This window comes from Mucilaginibacter sp. NFX135 (assembly GCF_048565145.1).
Classification (GTDB): domain Bacteria; phylum Bacteroidota; class Bacteroidia; order Sphingobacteriales; family Sphingobacteriaceae; genus Mucilaginibacter.
Genome location: NZ_CP183412.1, coordinates 3,961,441 through 3,980,999 on the forward strand (window position 1 = coordinate 3,961,441; position 19,559 = coordinate 3,980,999).

The window sequence follows — 19,559 nt, forward strand, 5'->3', positions numbered from 1 at the left end:
TGATGATCATTAGGTAACCACTTGTGTTTCTTTTACGGCTGACGGGGCGATCGGTTTACGGTGCCAATAATTAGCCAGCAAGGAGCCGGTGATATTCATCAACGGACCAAATACGGCCGGGGCCAAACCAACGGTGGCTATTTTTCCCATTTCTTTTGCCAGACCAGACGCCAGTCCCCCATTCTGCATTCCAACTTCAATGGCCATGGTACGGCAGTCTCGTTCATCCATTTTAAACAAGCGGCCGGCCCAGTAGCCCAGCGTATAGCCCATCAGGTTATGGATGAGCACCAGTAAAACCAGCATAAAACCAATATTAAGCAAGCTGCTTCTTCCTGCAGCCGTAATGATCACAATGATGAACGCAATACCGAACATGGAAACCATAGGCATAGCATATTCCAGCCATCTTGCTCTTTTAAGCAGATATTTATTAAACAAAATGCCGGCGCCAATAGGCAGTATCACCATTTTGGTAATGTCCCACATCATTTTGTACATATCTATCTGGATAAAGGTACCACCCAAAAACTTCATGAGCATGGGTGTAAAAACAGGCGCCAGCATGGTTGAAACCGCGGTAATAGTAATTGACAAAGCCAGGTTGGCTTTTGCCAGGTATGATATCACGTTTGAAGCCATACCATTTGGAGAACAACCGATAAGGATAATGCCCGCCGCGATCTCTGGTGGGAAACCGCTCAGTTTGGCAAGTGTAAAGCCCAGTGCAGGCATGATCAAAAAATGGCTGAACACCCCAATAAATACGCCCTTGGGCATTTTTATAACACCGGCAAAGTCCTTGATACTCATAGACGTGCCCATACCAAACATAATCAACTGTATAAGCGGCGTGATGAGCGCCGCGAGTTTAAACCCGCTCACCTGTATAAAATGCTGCGGATAATACAAGGCCGTGGTAACCGCCGCGAAAATAATGAGTGTATAAGAAAAGCCTTTAAGCTGCTTAAATCCTCTGAACGAAATAGCCAGCGCTACAAAAAAAGCGATCAGGAATGGGCCGGTTTGTTCAATGCTTCCACGGAAAAAAAACGTACCTGCAACAAGCAGGCATATCGCCGATAAGCCTGCGGTTGTTTTATAAATATTTAAATTATTCAATTCATTATGGTTTAAGGTGAATAATTACCAGGTTCTTTTCTCCATAAAAGCATCCAGCTGCGTGCGGGTCATTTTTACTTTGCTGTCGCTTTGAACAAGCCATTTCAAAAATGCTTCCCTGATGGCGGGTGTCCACTGGCTGTCAATCTCGCCGGTACTATATGTCCCCGATTTAAGCATAGCGTGTCCAAACTCATCACGCAGGGCGATAAACTCGGCCGTAGCTACAACCTTTTCGGCTAAATGGGCCGGGATAAATAACACGCCTTCCTTTTCTGAAAGAACCAGGTCGCCGGGCATTACAATGGCATGCCCTATTCTAATTGGTGTATTTAGCCCCATTAACACCATTTCTTCCAAATAGGATGGATCAAAATCACGAACAAAGGCATTAAACCCAGGAATACTTTTCAAACCCTGCAGATCACGTGCTGAACCATCAAAGATAACCCCGTTACCCGATTTATTGAAGATGGAATTACCCAGGTTATCGCCTATTAACGTCCCTCCTTTTATTTTGCCAAAACCATCGGCCACATACACATCGCCTTTTTTCAGCACCTCAATTGGCCAGGCGTTGGTATTGCCTTTCCTGCCCTCTTTTACTCCCAGCGCCTTGATGTTTTTTTCCAAATCGGGCCTGCTGGGCATAAACATAGCGGTTACCGCCCTGCCAATTACAGGTACATCATCATTTACTAATTTCCAGTTGCCCTCAAACTGGTTGTTGTAACCTTCGTTCTTTAGCACGGTCCAGGCCTCTTCAATACCGATGTGCCTGGCCCGCTCCAACAGCTCGTCGGGTATTTTGGGTCGGCCATCGTCAAAGCGTTCGCCTTTCCATTCAGAAGTATAAAATATCAGTTGTTCTTTTGATATGGTTTGGGCCCTTACGCTTACAGCGCATAGCAACAATACCGGAAAACAGATCTTTAAAATGTTTCTCATTTGTTTATAGGTTTATCATTGGTTACAGAACTCTCCCTGGCAAGCGGCCTGCTATTAGGTATCCTTGGCGCTATTATCGGCGTGGCAATACCATTCAGATCATACACTATTCTACCCGCCCGAACGGTCATTTCACATTCCAGTTTCTTATCGGCGGTAATTTTGTACCCTGTATAATCAAACAAACCAAATTTACCTTTGCGAACACTTAAAATAGCAATATCGGCATCTGAACCTACAGAAAGATTTCCCAATTCCTCATGCTTAATTTCGTTGGCCGGATTAGAGGTGCTTACTCTGATCACTTCATAAAGGGGCATACCTATATTCAGGAATTTAGACATGGTAGTGAGCATATCCTTCATGGCATTATTCATACTGCCGGTATGAATATCCGTACTGATGGAGTTTGGAAAAAACCCATCCTTTACAGCCGGTATGGCCTGTGAAAACGCAAAGCTGATACCGCCATAACCCACATCAAAATAAATACCGCGCTTACGTGCTTCCCATACAAAGGGCTTTATTTTTTGCGTATTCTGGTCAACAATATACTCCCTGTTATCTAATTGTCCAAAACAGTGCGTAAAAATATCACCTGGGCGCAGATGTTTCATAAACAGCTCCTCGATAGACAGTGGCGGGTTACTCCCTCCAAAATCAATCATTACCGGCAAACCGCCAGCCATATTACCGGCTTCCACAGCATGATCAACCGGGGTCCATTCATGCCCTTCATAGTGCGCTACTTTAAACCCAACTACAATGTTCCGGTAACGACGGGCAACCAGCGCGGCCATTTTGGAGTCCATATCATTGGAGTTTTGCTCGTAACCACCACGCATGCCCTCGCCTACAATATTGATAAAGGCCAGCACCCGCGTTTGCGATTGATCTATAGTTTGGGCCTTAAATGTAGAAAAAGTACGCCAGCCCGAGCTGCCAGCATCAACCACGGTAGTAACGCCATTGCGAAAGGTAAAACCATCAGGCGGTAAAGCCAGGTTGCCGTTTTCATACTGATGATCGGGCTCGGTACCATAAAAATTGTGGGTATGAATATCGATGAGACCCGGTGTAACATACATACCGGTAGCGTCAACAACCTGCAGACCCAGTTTAGGGTTGATATTTTTGGCCACCAGCGCTATTTTGCCATCCTTTACTGCCACATCCATTTCGGCATCGATGTTATTTTTAGGGTCCATAACGTAGCCTCCTTTGATAACCACATTATAGAGGGATTGTGCCTTTAATGTCGTAATAGCCAGGCCTATGGCTGCTATTACCAGGAATATTCTTTTTTGCATTTCAAATCATTTTTAATTTAGGTAATGCAGGAAACCTGGGGCAATAGTTATCCTGTCGGAGCAGAAATACCTACTCCGTAAAGCAATAAATAAATGTAAACCAGCTTAAACCGCCTGTTGTAAAATGGCCTTTACACGGCTGGCAACTACATCGATCTGGTCGGGCCGTAACAGCACTACTCCAATAATCAACGTGTCATCGTGCCGGTTGGCAACTATACTTGGCGTGCCGCTTTTAAGGGCGACCAGTACATCCTTAGGGTTAGTTTTTATTTTGGTTTGATCCCAGGTAACATTTAAGCTTGGAAAAGCATTGGCCGGTCCGGGATTTACCACTACCTCGGTTTTTACCGTCGAAACCGCTTCTAATGTATTACCAATACGCTTTGCACGCTGCAGCCAGTCGTCCCATTCTTTATGGTGGTCTTTTTCCAGATAAGCCTTTAAAGCCGCGTACATGCCAAACATTTCCTCCTTGTTTACCTTCATAGGTCTGCCAATCGGTGCTTCATTGGGGCTGTGGTTCAGCCGTGCAGCGGTGATCAGATCTTTCCGGCCAAATAATAAACCGGCGCTTTGAGGCCCGTGGATCATTTTACCACCCGAAAAAGTTATCAGATCGAAGCCCATTTTTTGAAACTTAAACAAGTTCTCTACCGGCGGCACGTCTGCCGCGGCATCAATAAATGTAGGGATGTTGTGTTTTTTGGCAATCTTTACAAACTCCTCATGCGTAATGCTGCTTTTCTTTTCGCTGGCATTAAAAAACAAGGCCATCACGGTATTGCTGTTGATCGCGCTCTCCATACCCTCAGGTCCATCAACCTCAATAATTTTGGCTCCTGTGGTGCTTACTGCCTGGTCAAACAGGTAGCGATGCGTTTTCTGCATAATAACCTCGGGCCTTGGGCCGGGCAAATTGGGCAGTTGCTTGATTTTATCCTGATTGGTACCAGTTATAGCCGCTGCTGTACCTAAAACGATGGCGCATGATGCACCTGATGTTACCATGGCCGCTTCCACATGCAGCATTTCTGCTATCTTACCTCCTACCTTATCCTGCAGCTCGTACATATTGGCAAAATCATGTGAGGTTGAATTAATGGCCTCCAACACTTCCGGCAGCATCAGCGAACCTGATAAAAAGGTCATGGTTACCCCGGCGTTTATAACCGGGGTAACATCAAGTTCCTTAAAAAAGTCGCGTTTGGGCGCTGTTTTTGGTGTAGTAAGGGTATGTAAGGAGGCCGCTTTGCCTATAAATCCACTGGTTAAAGGGAGTATGGTAAGGCCTTTTAAAATATCTCTGCGTTTCATATAAATCTGTGTAATTTTCTATATGTAAGCGATACAATCCATTTCAACCAGGGAGTTTCCGGGTACGCCGCCTTTGGCTACGGCTACGGTTGTGCGTACCGGCGGATTTTTCCCAAACCTGCCTTTGTACACATCATTCATGCCCTGGTAATCGGCAATATCATTCAGAAAAACGGTAACTTTTAATACCTTTTCCATTGATGAGCCTGCTTTTTTGAGTTCTTTCTCCAACTCCTGCAATACAATTTCGGTGTGCGCCTTGATCTCAAAAGGCTCCACATGGGCACCTTTACCGGCTATAAAAATCATATTGCCCAGTTTGGTTGAGCCCGAAAACAGGGGTACATCCTGGTGTTTGGTAATATTGTTTACTTCTTTTTCGTCGTTGCTTACAACACCAGCTTTTGCAAAGCCAAATATTGAAATGCCTGCCGCCGAAGCCAGCAGTTTTTTTAAGATTGATCTTCTTTCCATGATTATGTTGTTTTTAGGTTATGTATAATTTTAAGGTATAAATGATACCCGGCCAGTATTAAGGACGATCCCACCACATGCGAGTCAGGAAATCGTCTGGACCCTGACGGGCAATGGCCGCGTTATAATTAGCTTTATTTAAATTTTGCTCGGTGGTCGGGTACAGCATCCGCCTGAATATTTTGCCCCCGGTAGCGTTACCTACATAGTTATTGGGCACTAATGCCGGGTAACCTGTACGCCTGTAGCTCGCAAACACTTCCTGTGAGTTAGGAAATACCCCAACCCAGAATTGCGTATAGATCTGTTCCATTTGAGCATTGAATGAGCCTGTGGTATTTAGCCGGTGATAGCTCAGGTAAGTTTGGATCTGGTTACTGCTGATAACACCCTGCGACCCAAACAACGCCCATTGACGCATAGACGCGCTGATGCCATTCTCATATAAACTACTCGTACTTGATGCGGTGTACCAGCCACGTAAAGCCGCTTCGGCCAGCAGAAAATTGGTTTCGGCATTGGTGAGCAACAAGTAAGGGCTATTTAGTTGTAAAATAGTATTGGGATTGGGTTCTGAATAAGTTACAAAAACGGCATCGGCAGGTTTAGCGCTCAGGCTTGATGACATACCTTTTTGTATCGCTGCTGTGGTATCCGCGGCTTTATTTAACCAAACCACAGAAACGGCTGCCATGCGGGGGTCATTATTGGTTTTTAAATAGTTAATAAACACATCCTGGTATTTACCACCTTCGGGATTGGATGTGCCGTTTGCACCTATAAAGTCGGCATTAAGCATATTGAGAGCAAGTGGGTTTTTGTTAATATCCTGACCGGCAGAAACGTAACCATTTACTTTAGCGATATCGGCATCCGCGGTGATCACACCACCGGCGATGGCTTTTTTTGCCCATGTTTCGGCACCGGCAATATCTACTTTGGTCATGCGCATGGCACAGCGCAGCATCAGGGAATAGGCAAACTTTTTCCATTTGTCTACATCGCCGTTATAGATCAGGTCGGCAGCACCAAATGTTGGTTTTGCCGCATTAAAGGAGGTCGCCGCTTCGCTCAGTTCCTTCAGTATATCGGCATAGATGTTCTTTTGCTCATCATACGCAGGCATGTAAATCGCATCAGTGAACCCTTTACCAGCTTGTGAATATGGAATATCGCCATAAAGATCTGTAATACGGCTAAAGCAGTAAGCGCGCCATATCCTGGCTGCCGATAACAGATTAACCTGATCCGGCTTACCGGTAACTGAAGTAATTACCTGAGTTATCTCATTGATCTCTTTTGGGTACGCGGTGTTAAACACCACCCATGATTGTGAGCTTTGGCTCAACACATACTTTGCGCCAAACCCGGCTACATCATTATAACTGGTGGTATATTGCATGGTACCCTGAAGCAGCACCTGAACGTCACCTGCTCCATCCAACACGGCTTTAGTAAATACAAAAGCCGGCGTAGGGTTAGCTGATGAATTGGGATTAGTATTGATAGCCTCAAAGTTTTTGTCGCACCCTTGCAGGCCATTACAGGCTATCAACAGGACTAACAATTTGGGAATAAAATATTTTTTCATGATGGTGGTTTTTCTGAATTAAAATTTAACCATGAGGTTTAAACCATAGCTTCTTGTTCTGGGCAGGCCGAATGATTCGAAACCCTGACTTGAGCCATTGGTAAAGCTCGACTCCGGATCGAAATTGTCTGTTTGCTTATAAATGGTTAGCAGGTTACGTGCGACAAATGAAACAGAGGCATTTTGTACGTTGATAGCCTTCAGCAGATCAGCCGGGATATTGTAACTAAATATAACCTGGCGAAGCTTTACAAAGCCCCCATCGTGCAAAAACAGCTCTGAATAGGACTTATAATTATCATAATAGCTGCGCAGATTTGATATAGGCACTGTTCTTGAATATGGGTTACCAGCCTGATCAACACCACTCAGCTGCAAACCGTTATCCCTGCCCGGCAGGGTTGTTTTCATTAAACCTAAACGGGTACCGTAAACTTCCATTAACGAGAAGATCTTATTCCCGAACTTACCATCAAGCAATACATTCAGGGAGAACCGCTTGTAACGGAAATCATTTGACCAGCCCATGGTTATGGGCGCTACGCCTTTGCCCAGAGTTTGCAATCCTGTTGCCACAGGTAAGCCGGTAGTGGCGTTAAATACGGTTTGGCCATTGGCATTTTTAAGGATACGGGTACCTACTATAGTACCATACGACTGACCAACAATATTATTGATATACGCCCAGCCATTAACAGACGAAGCCATCTGGATCTGATCGAGCCCGGCTGCCAGTCGTACCACCTCATTCTTGTTATAAGCAAAGTTGTAACTGGTATTCCAGCTAAAGCCTCCTGTTTTTATCGGAGTTCCGCTTAATAGCACCTCAATACCTTTGTTGCTTAGTTCGCCTACATTTAAAACCACATTATTGTAACCTGTGGTTCCGGAGATAGCTGTAGAAACGATGTCATTAGTAGTTTTACGATCATACAGGGTTATATCAAAACTTAAGCGGCTGTTAAATAATTTGGCCTCAATACCCGCCTCTGTTGTGGTAGAGGTGTAAGGGCGAAGCGTTGAATTAGAGATGGTTGTACTGGAAACATTTTGTATGGGCTGCCCCGAACTTGGCACCATGGTAAATGCCTGGTTAATTTGGTATGGATCTGGCGCACCACCGCCTACTTGTGCAAATGAGGCCCTTAACTTGGCGTAGTTGATTACCTGTGGTAATTTAAACGCCTCCGAAAGTACAAAGCTACCACCCACCGAAGGATAAAAGAGACTATTGTTTTTTGGGCTTAAAGTAGAGAACCAATCCTGGCGACCGGTAACGGTTAAATAAGCAAAATTCTTATACCCAATATCAGCCGAGCCCATCAATGAATTGATAGCCGTCTTATTATTTTTAGGCGTTGTGGAAATGGTTGAAAGGTTGGTTGAGCTGTAGAAATAAGGGATGATATAATTACTGCCTGTGATATTGCTTTCGTTATAAACAGACCGCTGCTGATTGCCCCCTACAAATGCTGTAAGAGCAAAATCCTTAGTTACTTTGCCATTGTAATTAAGCGTTAATAATCCGTTTGTTTCAGATGCATCAACCTTCAATTCACTATACTGGCCGTTTGGAACATACAGAGTACCGGTGGGCAGGATATACTTGTAGTTGTAATAATAAAAGTCGCGGCTCACAACACCTTTTAACGACAGATTCTTAATGATCTCATAAGTAAGCCCGGCCTGACCAATGAACCTGTTTTTGATATCATTCTCTTTAAACTTGTTGACTACAAAATAGCTGTTTGAGGCAATAGAGGCATCATTCCAGGCAATCTCGTTTCCATTGGCATCATAACCTGGCTTTAGCCATCTGATATCAGCAGTATTGGCAATCATATAGGGTGTCCAATTGGGGTTTCCCAAAGCATCACCGGCAGTGGTTCTGTTATGGGCGTTTTCAACGTTATATTGAGCTAATGCTTCCAGGTTGATGCGTTTACCCAGCTTGCTGTTAATGCTCAGGTTACCTGTTTTACGGTTATAATCTGTATTGGGAAGTACACTTTTACTATTGAGGTCAGAAGCCGAGAAGCGATAATTAATAGCCTCGGTACCACCCGTAAAAGCCAATGTGTTGGTAAATGTAGAGCCGGTTTGATAGAAATTTTTGATATTATCCCGCTGGGCGCTATATGGGTGTGTCAACCCATCAGCAGCAACATATGGCGAACCGTCAATTTTGGCACCGAAAGACCGGCGGCCTGTTTGTATAGCCTCTCCCTGTGTGGTTGGCTTTACACCGTTATCGCCCTGGCCGTACTCATATTGCCAATCCGGGAAAACAGCCGGCGTTTCCATCGTGTAGGATGAGTTATAATCAACGCCGATGCCTTTTTGTGCCCGCCCTTTTTTGGTGGTAATCAGGATAACGCCGTTGGCCGCCCTTGCTCCATAAAGCGCGGCAGCAGTACCACCTTTAAGTACACTGATAGATTCAATGTCATCGGGGTTAATCCCTGCTATGCCATCGCCGCGGTCAACGTTACCCGCACTGCCGTTTGTTGTGGCACTGCCCCCTGGTACCGAGTTTTCCAGGGGCATACCATTAATTACATACAGTGGCTGGTTACCGCCCGACAGCGAGCCGTTACCCCGGATAATAACCCGGCTTGATCCGCCCGGGCCGGTCGATAATCCTGTGGCATTTACACCGGCAACTTTACCGGTAAGGGCGTTAGCCACGTTGTTTTCACGAGCCTGTGTAAATTCATCGCCTTTTACTTCGGTAACAGAATAAGCCAGGGCCTTACGCTGACGTGAAATACCCAAAGCCGTAACAATTACCTCGTTAAGCTTACTTGCTTCCTCCTGTAAATGCACGTCGATGGTTTTACGGTTGCCTACCGCAATTTCCTGGGTCAGATACCCTATTGATGAAAACACGAGCACCGTATTGCCATCAGGTACATTAATACTATATCTGCCATCGGAGCCTGTACTGGTTGCAATTGCCGCACCTTTAATCCTTACGGTTACACCCGGCAATGCGCCGGTTTTATCGGTAACCTTACCCGTTACCTGAAATGCTAACGTTTTTTGCATTACCAGAATAGCGGAGGTGTGTTTCCTTTCTATCAGGATCATATTGCCTGATAATTGATAATCCATGCCCAGGGGATCAAATATCTTGGATAATACCAGGCTCAATTTTTCGTTTTTTACATCAATGGTTACTGTTTGATCTGTAACTATTTCGTTACTAAAAACAAAACTTAGCTTAATTGCCTTATTTATTTGCTTTAGTACATTTTTTACAGGCATGTTTGTCACTTTTAGCGAAATTGGAGTGTCTAAGTCCTGTATAGAGTGAATGACCGCGCTGGTTTTAAAGAAACAGACAGATAAAAAACCTGTAATTATGACTATCCTGTTGACAGCTTTGCGCAGCCGATTAGAGGACAATATTTTTTTTGTCATATATTTGAAGAAAATTTATAGTGAATAAATGCCCTTGCGGGAGCTATGAATTATCTGAGCTTTGGCTCGGTGAGGTTGGATGTGCTGGAATCACATTCAACCTTTTTTATGTCGTCGTTGTATATTTCTATAGGCAATCGGTTTTAAAAGTTATCATTCTATTTATTTAAAATAAGGTATATATATTTTTATCTACCCGGTATTTGGCATGTGTAAGCCTGGTGATCCCATTCAAAATATCGGGCAGGGTTTGATTTTGGAATATGGCTGTAATATGCCTGGAGGCGACACGAGGGTTATCTATCTCAATATTCACCGCATATTTATTGCTTAGCGCAATGGCTACATCAGCCAACGTAGCATCCTCAAACATCATCTTATCATCCATCCAGGCGATAGCATCTGTTGGATCGGCCATTCGGCTAACCGTTAGGGTTTTATTCTTTTGATCGGTTACCGCACATAACCCAGGTGTAAGTATAGCGTGTGCTTTGCTGCTTTGATCAATAACACCCACCTTTCCGGTTAAAACAGTTACTTTTTGAGGTCTCTGTTCATTGTAGGCACTAACCGTGAAAGTTGTACCTAAAACCTGTGTTCTTAACGCGCCCGAATAGATGATAAATGGTTTCTTACTATCATGTACTACTTCAAAATAAGCTTCACCCTTTAAATAAACTATTCGTTGTCCGTTACTAAACTTTTCCGGGTAACGTAAAGAGCTATTGGCATTTAGGGTAACCTGGGTACCATCGGCTAAAGTGACTACCTTGGTTTTGGCTGGCAAAGACTGAGCGGTTAAGTATTGGATGCTGTTAGCCGTCTTTTTATAAAAACCTATAGTACCTATCAGCAAGGCCAATGCAAAGCACGCCGCATATTTAAACAATACACGAGTATTAAAACGTTTGGGTGTTTTTTCTTTGATCCGGGCAGAAATATCGGTCCAACTTAAATTGTTTTCAATTGCAGACTGCGCCGATTTTTCCCAATTGTGTTTTAACACCTCATCAAAATCATCATTATTGGGCGAAGCTTTGAGCGTCAACATCAACTCATCAAATTCCTCGGGTGTGCAGGCATTGTTGATGTATTGGTTTAATAAGTATGATTTTCTTTGCTTATGATCCATCATTAACTGTGTGATTACATTAAAGACACAGCAAACACACAAACAGACTAATGCAAAATGAAAATTTTATTTTTTTTATTGCAGAATTCTAAAAATGTTATTCTACCCAACTTTGAAATACAGAATATAACCCATCAATAGTTGCTCTTTGGTAAAATTAAAATCAGCCAACAAAATAATATTTCTTTTAATACCTATATTTAATGAGCATGAAAATAAGAATGAGCGTTGGATCGATACCATGCTGGGTAAGATATCCTTTTATGGATGCCAAAGCCGAAAGCAGATGATTTTTGACCGTATGTTTTGATAAGTTTAACTGAGATGCGATGTCGTCATAGCTCAGATCGTTGTTTTTGCTCAGCTCATAAACCAACCTGCGTTGCGGGGATAGCTTGCTCACAGCCGCATGGATCAGTTTTTTATACTCAGACACCTGTACTGCCGATTCCGTATCATTATAACCCACCACAGCAATTTGCATCAAATGATTAGTAAGCCGCATATCGCTTGCCGCCTTTCTTAAATAATTTAATGAGTAATTGCGAACTACAGTATATATGTATCCGTCCAGATTTTTTACGTCACTTAACGCTTCGCGATTCTGCCAGATCTTAATGAATATCTCCTGGGTAATTTCTTCTGCTGCGTAATGAGATTTTGCTAAAGCATAAACCTGGGCATAAACCTGGCGGTTGTATTCCTCAAATACCCGTCTGAATTCAAACTCTGAATATGTTTTCGGGATATCGCTTTTCATTAAATCAGCAACAAGGTTCTTGTAATGTTTTAATAGTGATAAAAATTTTTATCTAATATAATGAAGGTTTTATTCATTCCAACAAATCATTACAAATTTCCTAACCTTTTGATGATGTTATATTAACTTAATGGAGTTCATGCTCTATCCAGCTACTTTTCTCTCCAGGTAAAGTTTACCGACCATATCCCGGCATTTACCGGGTAACAGCCCGGTTTCTCCGTTTTTGCTTTGCGGCAACAGGGCCATCAGGATAGTTTTGCCATACATCAAGCTGATCTTGTTTTGTGTCTGCTTAAAATGTTTTAATGCCTTAATCGTCTATACTATCATGGAAAATGATCAACTCATACTGAATCCTACCTTTGATTCGCCTGACCGGGAGCAGGAATTGGCTATCTTATTTTTGGATATCCGGAACTTTACCGGCTTGTTGGAAGCACAGGCTGGCCAAACCGTTATCCAGGTGGTTCGCCGTTTATTCACCGCCTTTAACCAGATCGTTAAGAATTTTGGCGGCAAAGTGGTGGAGATCGCCGGGGATAGTTTATACGCTGTGTTTGGTTTACAAAGCGAATTAAAAGAATCGGTGAACAATGCCTACCAGGCCTCTAAAGTTATGTTCCAGACTGTCAAACTTTTTAATGACGCCTATGCAGAACCTTATTATGGCGGCCCCTTGCAAATTGGTGTAGGTTTGCACGCGGGGAAAGTATTTGTAGGTGAATTCGGCCTGGATAACACGCCGCAATTATCTGTTACGGGTTTGCCTGTTAATATCGCATCAAGACTTCAGGCTAAAACCAAGGAGCTGAACAACGATATGATCATTTCTGAAGATGCATACCAGTTATTAACCGAAAATGAGGGCATCACCCTTCATCAAACCGTGAAACTGCAAGGCATTAGCCAGGATCAGCAGATCCGCTTAGCCGGCAAGCCTTATCACACACATCAGGAGCTTGACTATTTACTGGCCATTTCGGGATAGATACAACCAGACTAAACCAGATTTTTCGCTGTTCTCCTTTCCTCCAGAAAACCCATCTGTAGGTTTAATTACATTCTGTATACCTTCTCTCTCTCATTTTCCTATAATTAAACCCTTGCCTTCAGAGGCCGCTCTGGCTATCGGATCTGTCTGCATTTATAATTATGCAAAAATAAATTTGTTTGTATCTAAAAAGTTACTACTTTTATTTTTAGAATAGACCAGAATAGACCAATTAATTTAAATCAATTATGAAAAGAAAAGTACCTAAGAACCTGGGACTTGTTATGCTTTGCTGTGTTTTGCTGCTCAGCTTTCAACAAGTTTTTTCCCAACAAGTTAAAACCATTTCGGGTCACGTTAAAGATGAGCAAGGCTTGCCTATACCCTCAGTCAGCGTTAGTCTTGCCGGTACCACTCAAGGCACCACCACCGATGTCAATGGATCTTACAAAATCAACGCGCCCGAAAACGCCACCCTGGTGTTCTCCTTTTTGGGCTATGAGAAGAAGACAGTAAAGGTTACCGGCACCTGGGATGGAAATGTAACCATGACCGAAGACAAAAAGGCCAGGAACCTTAACGAAGTAGTGGTAGTAGCTTATGGAACTCAAAAAAAGGCAAACCTAACGGGCTCGGTAGCGGCAATTGGAGCAAAGGAACTTCAGGACCGCCCGGTTACCAACCTTAATGACGCGCTGCAAGGTACTATGGCCGGGGTCACCGTTACTACTACCGGCGGACAGCCAGGTTCAACCGGCAGCATTAATGTACGGGGCATTGGCACACCAAACAACAGCACCCCCATGGTGGTGATTGATGGCATCATTGGTAACCTTTCTGATGTAAACCCAAATGACGTACAATCAGTTTCTGTATTGAAAGACGCAGCCTCGGCAGCGATATACGGATCGCGGGCGGCCAACGGTGTTATACTGATTACCACCAAACGGGGTAAAAGCGGTAGAATGCAGGTAAATTATAACGCTTATGCGGGCAAGCAAAAGCCTACTAACCTACCCGATTTTTTGCCTTCCTGGCAAGCAGCCACACTGTATAACCAGGCTTTGGCAAACGAAGGTCAGGCTCCATACTGGACAGATAACGATATCACCTTGTTTAAAAACCAAACCGACCCGGACACACACCCTAATACCGACTGGCAGGGCTTTTTGTATAAAGGGAGCGGTTTTCAACAAAACCATGCCGTTAACATCAGCGGCGGAGATGATAAAACCCAATACGCTTTTTCCCTGGGTTATTTTCAGCAAAATGGTATCATACAGAAATCAAATTATAAAAGGTATTCAACCCGTATGAATATCAATTCGGCCATCACCAAAAATTTTAGCGTAAATGCCAATCTATCATTTTTATATGCCCCTACACAGGCACCTGATGGTTTAGGAGGCGGAGATATAGGCGGTATTATCGGTACAACAGCTGCCATGAGCAGCACGGTTGTAAATCAATACAAAAACGGTGTTTACAACTACCTTTCTTTTGGTAATCCGATTTCCTGGCTTAATTCACCAGGCTATAATAACAATCAAAATTCTCTTTTTACAGGTAATACGGGGCTTGATTGGGAACCGATCAAAGGGCTCCATTTTAAGCCATCATTCTCCTACCGGTATAATACCAACCCTGCGCAGGAATTTAAACCAGCGGATACTTATTATGATCCCAAGAACCCAACTGTAGTTTTAACAACTATCAGTCAAAGTTCAATAGTCAACACCAACTCTACCAATAATTACTATAATCTGCAGGCATTATTGGAATACGACAGGCACTTTGGCAAACATAGTATCAACATATTGGGCGGTAGCTCGCAGGAATTGACTACCTACCGGTACCTGTATGCTTACAGGCAAAATTTCCTTAACAGCTCCCTATCAGAAATAAACGCGGCGCCGTCGTTGGGTCAGCAAAATGCCGGTACTTCCAGTCAGTTAGCGCTGCTCTCTTATTTTGGCCGTGCCAGATATGCCTATGACGACAAATATCTGTTCGAAGCCAACCTGCGCGATGATGGTTCGTCCCGGTTCACCAACGGGCAACGCTGGGGGCTTTTTCCATCGTTTTCTGCCGGTTGGAACATCTCGAAAGAGCGCTTTTTCGGCTCTTTATCAGAGGCTATTCCCATGCTTAAACTGCGGGCTTCCTGGGGTAAGTTAGGTAACCAAACACTTGGTACTACAAATGGCCTTAATATTCCCTTCGCCTATCCGGCAATTTCGGTTGTATCAAGCGGGCAAAATTATTCATTTAACCAGACCCTTGCCCCTGGCATCGCGTTAAACAACGGCGCCAATGCATCCATTATCTGGGAAAAAACAACAACTAAAGACGTAGGTATAGATATGGAGCTACTGAATAGCAATTTGAGTTTTACGGCCGATTATTTTGTAAAAAACACCAACGACATATTATTACAACTGCCGGCCAGCAATGTATACGGCTTTACAACACCTTTCCAAAATGCCGGTGCGGTACGTAATTCGGGCTGGGAACTGGCTGCCTCATACAGAAACAAGATCGGGAATGTATCCTACAACGTTGCGGTTAACGCTTCATTCATCACCAATAAAATAACTGATCTGGCAGGTACCGGATCTATTTCAAGCGGAAGAGTTGTGGGTTACCCGCTCCAGGCATTTTACGGATACCAGGCAGAGGGTATTTTCCAGACACAACAACAGGTGAATGATCACGCCAAACAAAGCGGCGGCGTTATTGGCCCCGGCGATTTAATGTATAAAGACATCAGTGGCCCAAATGGCAAGCCCGATGGCGTTATCGACGGTAATGACCGGGTGTACCTGGGCTCGCCTTTTCCTAAAACCACCTTTGGTTTTACGCTGGGTGCAGGCTGGAAAGGATTTAACGTAACCGGCTTTTTCCAGGGAGCATTGGGGGTAAAGAATTATGTTCAGGGTTTTGAGCTGGGTTCATTACAGCAAGCCAACATAGGCAACCCTACCACAGCTTTACTGGATGCCTGGACGCCGACCAATACCTCGGCCACTTTCCCGCGCCTGTGGTCAACGTATACGCAAAACAATCCGCAAAGCTTTATATCATCCTTTTGGGTACGTAATGCCTCTTATTTAAGATTAAAGAATTTATTGGTGAGCTATACCCTGCCTGCTAACACGCTCGCTAAACTGGGTGTAAAGGGTGTCAAGATCTATTACAGTGGTCAGAATATCCTCACATTCACCAGTTTTTACAAATGGGTTGACCCCGAAACCACTACAGGGAACAACGCTTACGGATCATATCCGCAGTTAAAAACAAATACCCTTGGTCTCGAGGTAACATTTTAATTATTCAAAAAATTAATCAATGAAAAATCTATTCATAACCTTAATTATTTTAGGCTCGCTGGCATCATCGGGCTGTAAAAAGGATTTCCTGGACCGAGCTCCTTTAGATTCTTATACCAATACTGTACTCTGGAAATCATCAAATGATGTACTTGCAGCACTCAATGGCTGCTACTCCAAATGGGGAGGCGGCAATAATGGCTATTACGGAGTTTTTGCTGATAATAACTCCGATAATACTTTTGACCAGTTCCCATGGGAAAACTGGCTGGCGCTGTCAGCGGGCATCGCTACACCAACCAATCCCGGATATACCAAATGGCAAAGTACTTACACCTGTATTCAAACCTGCAACTGGTTTTTAGATAATGTGGGCGCTGCCAATATGGATGCAACGCTTAAAGCCAGGACAATAGGCGAAGCCCGTTTTTTAAGAGCCTATGAGTATTTTATGTTGAGCCAATTGTATGGTGCTGTTCCACTGGTTGAACATAATTTAACAACTGATGAGGCCAATAAAGTAACACAAGCATCAAAAGCTGATGTGGTTAAGTTTGTATTAAACGAGCTTACCGCTATTGCCCCCAATCTGCCTGTTAGTTATTCCGGCTCAGATCTTGGGCGCATTACCCAGGGTGCTGCTATCGCCTTAAAAGCAAGGATCGAATTATTTAATCAGATGTATCCTGAATGTATAGCTGATTGCCAAAAACTAATGACCGCGCCGTTTACTTACAGCATCTATCCAAGCTATGTTAACCTTTTCCGTCAGCCTTTTGCTGATAATCAGGAAGTAATACTGGATGTTCAATTTAAACCAAGTGATAATAATTTTGGATGGGCCAGAAACATGACCATCAATTCGTTGGGTGGTTATAATTCTATCGCCCCTACTCAAAGTCTCGTAGATGCTTATGAAACTACCAATGGTAAAACCATTGATGATCCGGCATCGGGCTACAATCCGGCACAACCCTATCAAAACAGGGACCCGCGGCTTAGCGCCACTGTTTTTTATCCGGGTGCGCAATACAGCAGCAAATTGCCTTATGGCTTTTATTATGATCCTATTTCAAGCAATCCAAAAACTTTAGACCATTGGGGCGATAACAACTGCAGCCCTTCTGCATACGGGCTACGCAAATACACACCTTTTATTGCCGACTTCCCTAATCTTGACCAGGTAGGTATGAATGTTATCCTGATACGTTACGCGGAAATAAAACTAATGGATGCCGAAGCAAAAATTGAAAGTAATAAAATAGATGCCTCGGTTTATGATGACATCAATGCGATACGGAAAAGGGCAGGTGTAAATATGCCCGCTGTAGATCAGTCAAAGTATAACGATCAGGCAAGCCTCCGCACCTTATTACGCAGGGAAAGAAGAGTAGAACTGGCGGTGGAAGGTCTTCGCTGGTTTGATATACAACGCTGGCAGATTGGCCAACAGGTGATGAATGGACAGGTGACCGGAAGTTTACTGGGTACGGTTAACCAAGCAACCGGTGCGGTTACCCTAACCCCTGGAACAACCATCAAAGTGGGAGCGGCACGCGTATTTGACCCGGCGAAAAACTACCTGTGGCCGATTCCGCAGACAGAGATAGATCTGAACAAAAGCCTGAAACAGAATCCTGGTTATTAATTAAAATGATAACGTGTTTTGTGCTTAAAAAACATGAGCATACGATGTAATTTGTAACACGGGCAAATATTTCGTATATTTATATAAATCAACAGCCCGGGTATCTTTTAGTAGAGATCCGGGCTGTTTGGTTAAAGCAAAACAGGGGACAAAAACCAACCATTTTGCATGCAGTTATTTGACAATCAATAAATTAATACTTTTTAAAGTTTTAAAAACCACTCGAAACAGAGTTAAAATTTGTTAAAAAGTGTTAAAATCGATGGTTTTGAATCAATTTTTGATCGTTTTTGGCCGGTTTTTGAACCGAAAAGTGTTAAAATTCAGGGTTTAAAAAGTTTTTGGGGTGCTGATTGGAGCGGTGGTCGTACATCATTTATCCGGCTTTAATAAAATTATGCTTGAATAAAAAAATAAACCCAACCCAACTAAATTAATAAGGAAACAGTGCAATCAGCTTGCTGCGTTTTTTCTTACTTTGGCTAAAATCTACACGTGAAATGGATAGAATTTTTCAGGAAATAAAAAAGCTTACAGATATACCGTCTTATTCAAAGCATGACCGTTTTGTGCAAGGGATCATCAACGCTATCAATGAAAAAGTTATTGGGCAGGATGAAACGTTGCCCTCAGTAAACAGGCTGATAAAAGAATTGGGATTTTCGAGGGAAACGATCATAAAAGGTTATAAAGACTTGATTAGCAGAGGTATTGTAGAATCAAAAAACAGGCTGGGCTATTTTGTTGGCAATGGCAATACAGAACAAGTTTTGAATGTGGCACTGCTCATGTATAACCTGGATACTTTTGAAGAGCAATTCTACCGTAATTTCCGTCATGAACTGGGTCAAAATATCCGTTTAAATCCCTATTTCCATCACGGTGATATTGAGATATTTGAAACTATCCTTACCCAGATCAAAGGAAAATATGGCATGTATGTGATAGCGCCTATCCCCCACTCGAAAACCAAAGAACTGCTGGATACTATCCCACGCAACAAATTCCTGATGTTTGACCGTTACGAACCATTGGAGGGCGACTTTAATCATATTACCCAGGAGTTTGGCCAATCATCCTATAAAATCTTCTCCCAACTGGCATCTAAAATAAGCCGGTTTGATGAGATGATATTTTATCATTCGCCCAACTCATTGGATCCAAAAGAGATGGTTAAATCATTCAAAAAATTCCTGAAGGATTTTAATATCAAGGGTCGCATCGTAAACGAATACACACCCGGTACGGTAGAGAAAGGAAAAGTTTATTTTACACTGGACAACTTTGCACTTTGGCAGATCATGCGCGATTGTAACAGTCAGAAATTGATACCGGGGAAAGATCTTGGCATACTGTCTCACAACGATGAGCCGGCTAAAGAGATCATCGGAATCACTACCTTTTCTGCCGATTTTTCGAACATGGGAAAATTGGCCGGCCAAGCTATATTGAATAAAGAAAAGATCAGTTTAACGGTTCCGATGCTTTTATTTGAACGGAATACGCTTTAA

Annotated in this window: 14 protein-coding genes; 4 read left to right on the forward strand and 10 right to left on the reverse strand. The window is 43.3% G+C overall.

What is annotated here, in order from left to right; all coding sequences use genetic code 11:
- Positions 1-9: 9 nt before the first annotated feature.
- From ACNURT_RS16405 to ACNURT_RS16450, 10 genes are all read right to left on the reverse strand, one after another.
- Positions 10-1,122, reverse strand: coding sequence for a bile acid:sodium symporter family protein (locus tag ACNURT_RS16405; RefSeq protein WP_419698615.1), 1,113 nt, complete (start codon positions 1,120-1,122; stop codon positions 10-12).
- Between the two features lie 24 nt (positions 1,123-1,146).
- Entirely contained in the window at positions 1,147-2,070 is a 924-nt protein-coding gene (locus ACNURT_RS16410; protein WP_419698616.1) for an RraA family protein, read from the reverse strand.
- Entirely contained in the window at positions 2,067-3,380 is a 1,314-nt protein-coding gene (locus tag ACNURT_RS16415; protein WP_419698617.1) for an amidohydrolase/deacetylase family metallohydrolase, read from the reverse strand. The genes ACNURT_RS16410 and ACNURT_RS16415 overlap by 4 nt, the downstream gene beginning before the upstream one ends.
- A gap of 105 nt (positions 3,381-3,485) precedes the next feature.
- On the reverse strand, positions 3,486-4,697 hold the full coding sequence (locus ACNURT_RS16420) for an aminotransferase class V-fold PLP-dependent enzyme (protein ID WP_419698618.1): 1,212 nt from the start codon (positions 4,695-4,697) through the stop codon (positions 3,486-3,488).
- 18 nt (positions 4,698-4,715) lie between these two features.
- Complete coding sequence (locus ACNURT_RS16425) at positions 4,716-5,171, reverse strand: RidA family protein (protein WP_419698619.1); 456 nt, start codon at positions 5,169-5,171, stop codon at positions 4,716-4,718.
- A 58-nt stretch (positions 5,172-5,229) separates the two neighbouring features.
- A complete protein-coding gene (locus ACNURT_RS16430; RefSeq protein ID WP_419698620.1) occupies positions 5,230-6,762 on the reverse strand; it encodes a SusD/RagB family nutrient-binding outer membrane lipoprotein in 1,533 nt (510 codons plus the stop codon).
- Positions 6,763-6,780: 18 nt separating this feature from the next.
- On the reverse strand, positions 6,781-10,029 hold the full coding sequence (locus tag ACNURT_RS16435) for a SusC/RagA family TonB-linked outer membrane protein (protein WP_370997864.1): 3,249 nt from the start codon (positions 10,027-10,029) through the stop codon (positions 6,781-6,783).
- A 322-nt stretch (positions 10,030-10,351) separates the two neighbouring features.
- Positions 10,352-11,320, reverse strand: coding sequence for a FecR family protein (locus tag ACNURT_RS16440; protein ID WP_419698621.1), 969 nt, complete (start codon positions 11,318-11,320; stop codon positions 10,352-10,354).
- Positions 11,321-11,504: 184 nt separating this feature from the next.
- Positions 11,505-12,077 (reverse strand): RNA polymerase sigma factor, encoded by a 573-nt coding sequence (locus ACNURT_RS16445; RefSeq protein ID WP_419698622.1) that lies wholly within the window; start codon positions 12,075-12,077, stop codon positions 11,505-11,507.
- Between the two features lie 144 nt (positions 12,078-12,221).
- The gene (locus tag ACNURT_RS16450; protein WP_370997867.1) at positions 12,222-12,347 is read right to left on the reverse strand and encodes a hypothetical protein; all 126 of its coding nucleotides are present in this window, start codon (positions 12,345-12,347) and stop codon (positions 12,222-12,224) included.
- Between the two features lie 61 nt (positions 12,348-12,408).
- Between ACNURT_RS16450 and ACNURT_RS16455 the strand changes: the two genes are divergently transcribed.
- The 4 genes from ACNURT_RS16455 (at position 12,409) to ACNURT_RS16470 (ending at position 19,559) form a co-directional block, all read left to right on the forward strand.
- Positions 12,409-13,068 carry an adenylate/guanylate cyclase domain-containing protein gene (locus tag ACNURT_RS16455; RefSeq protein WP_419698623.1) on the forward strand — a complete coding sequence of 220 codons (660 nt, stop codon included), beginning with the start codon at positions 12,409-12,411 and terminating at the stop codon, positions 13,066-13,068.
- A 251-nt stretch (positions 13,069-13,319) separates the two neighbouring features.
- Positions 13,320-16,400 (forward strand): SusC/RagA family TonB-linked outer membrane protein, encoded by a 3,081-nt coding sequence (locus ACNURT_RS16460; RefSeq protein ID WP_419698624.1) that lies wholly within the window; start codon positions 13,320-13,322, stop codon positions 16,398-16,400.
- A gap of 19 nt (positions 16,401-16,419) precedes the next feature.
- A complete protein-coding gene (locus tag ACNURT_RS16465; protein WP_419698625.1) occupies positions 16,420-18,048 on the forward strand; it encodes a RagB/SusD family nutrient uptake outer membrane protein in 1,629 nt (542 codons plus the stop codon).
- Between the two features lie 500 nt (positions 18,049-18,548).
- Positions 18,549-19,559, forward strand: coding sequence for a winged helix-turn-helix domain-containing protein (locus tag ACNURT_RS16470; RefSeq protein ID WP_419698626.1), 1,011 nt, complete (start codon positions 18,549-18,551; stop codon positions 19,557-19,559).